The organism is Nonomuraea rhizosphaerae (assembly GCF_019396405.1).
Classification (GTDB): Bacteria; Actinomycetota; Actinomycetes; order Streptosporangiales; family Streptosporangiaceae; genus Nonomuraea; species Nonomuraea rhizosphaerae.
In genome coordinates, this window is sequence record NZ_JAHKRL010000301.1 from 1 (window position 1) to 1,787 (window position 1,787).

1 protein-coding gene, 1 tRNA gene and 1 other RNA gene are annotated in these 1,787 nt (G+C 70.1%); 1 reads left to right on the top strand and 2 read right to left on the bottom strand.

Annotated elements, in window-relative coordinates; all coding sequences use genetic code 11:
- Positions 1–1,456 (bottom strand): DNA polymerase III subunit gamma and tau (locus tag KME77_RS15255; protein WP_219467414.1); only part of this gene is annotated, 1,456 nt, incomplete at its 3' end.
- Between the two features lie 35 nt (positions 1,457–1,491).
- Positions 1,492–1,587: signal recognition particle sRNA small type (ffs, locus tag KME77_RS15260), an RNA gene on the bottom strand.
- An 84-nt stretch (positions 1,588–1,671) separates the two neighbouring features.
- On the opposite strand from ffs, the gene KME77_RS15265 reads away from it, so the two are divergent.
- Positions 1,672–1,759: transfer RNA gene (locus tag KME77_RS15265), tRNA-Ser, on the top strand.
- The last annotated feature ends 28 nt before the right edge of the window (positions 1,760–1,787 follow it).

The window sequence follows — 1,787 nt, forward strand, 5'->3', positions numbered from 1 at the left end:
TCGCGCCACCCGGCTGGGCGGCGGCGGCCTGGGCGGCGGCGGGCTGGGCGGCGGGCCTGCCCGGCCGAGCCGGCTCAGGCCAGTCGTCCGCTCCCGCGGAACCGGAGCTCACCGTACTGGCGGGACCCGCGACACTGGAACTCGCAGAGCCACTCCCCTGCTGCACGTCAGGCGGCGCCATCGACGTACCGGCGGCCCCTGCCGAAGGGCCCGGCGACGGCGACGATGGCGGCGGCGGTGGCGAGGACGGCGGCGGGGCAGCGACCGATCCCGCCGACCGGGCGGCCATCTGAGCGACGGCGCCCCCGCGCTCAAGCCGTTCGAGGCGAGCGAGCAGCGCCCCCTCCCCCTCGGCGGCCCCCGGCAACAGCACCCGCGCGCACATCAGCTCAAGCAGCAGCCGCGGCGAGGTGGCCCCCCGCATCTCGGTCAGGCCGGCGTTGAACACCTCGGCGGCCCGCGTCAGCTCGGCGGGCCCCATGGAGGCGGCCTGCTGAACCAGCCGCTCCAACTCGTCGGCGGGCCGGTCGAGCAGCCCACTCGTGGCGGCCTCGGGAACGTTCGCCAGGATCACCAGATCCCGGAACCGCTCCAGCAGGTCGGCGGCGAACCTCCGCGGATCGTGCCCGCCCTCGATCACCCGGCTGACGGTGCGGAAGACCTGCGCCCCGTCACGCGCCGCGAAGGCGTTGACGACCTCGTCCAGCAGATCGCCGTCGGTGTACCCCAGCAGGGAGACCGCCTTGGCGTAGGTGATGCCGTCCTCCTCGGCCCCGGCCAGCAACTGGTCGAGAATGGACAGCGAGTCACGCGCGGACCCGGCCCCGGCCCGTACGACCAGCGGCAGCGCGTTCGGCTCGAACGGCACGCTCTCCGAGGTCAGGATCTCCTCCAGCAACGCGCGCAGCGTCGCGGGCGGCATCAGCCTGAACGGATAGTGGTGCGTACGCGACTTGATGGTCCCGATGACCTTTTCCGGCTCGGTCGTCGCGAAGATGAACTTCAGGTGCGGCGGAGGCTCCTCGACGAGCTTGAGCAGCGCGTTGAACCCTTCACGGGTCACCATGTGCGCCTCGTCGATGATGTAGATCTTGTACCGCGCGGAGACGGGCGCGAAAAAAGCCCGTTCGCGCAGGTCGCGCGCGTCGTCCACACCGCCGTGCGAGGCGGCGTCGATCTCGATGACGTCAAGATGGCCGGGCCCGGTGGGGGCGAGCGCCACACACGACTCGCACACGCCACACGGATCGGGCGTGGGCCCCTTCTCACAGTTGAGCGACCGCGCCAGGATCCGCGCGCTGGAGGTCTTCCCGCACCCGCGAGGCCCGCTGAACAGGTAGGCGTGGTTGATACGCCTTGTGCGCAGCGCCTGCCGCAGCGGATCCGTGACGTGCTCCTGCCCCTTGACCTCGGCGAAGGTCCCGGGCCGGTACTTGCGATAAAGCGCAAGGCTCATGCGTGCGACCATCCCGCCTGCGAGGGGGCTCTCAACGAAGAGACCCCTCGCACACCCGCCAGAGCCCGCTTATCCTTGCTGCCTTCCGGCCCTGGGGAGGTTCACAGGATGACGCCGCGCGAGGGGTCCGTTGGACAGTCTAGCCACATACGGCAGTGCTCGTTGCAGCTAAATCGTGGTCTCCTCATGCTCTCGCGTCCGGTAAGCTTCTCAACGGAGGATTCGCCTAGTGGCCGAGGGCGCACGCTTGGAAAGCGTGTAAGGGGCAACCCTTCAGGAGTTCAAATCTCCTATCCTCCGCCAGTCCAGAAGGGGTGTGCCGTGATCACGG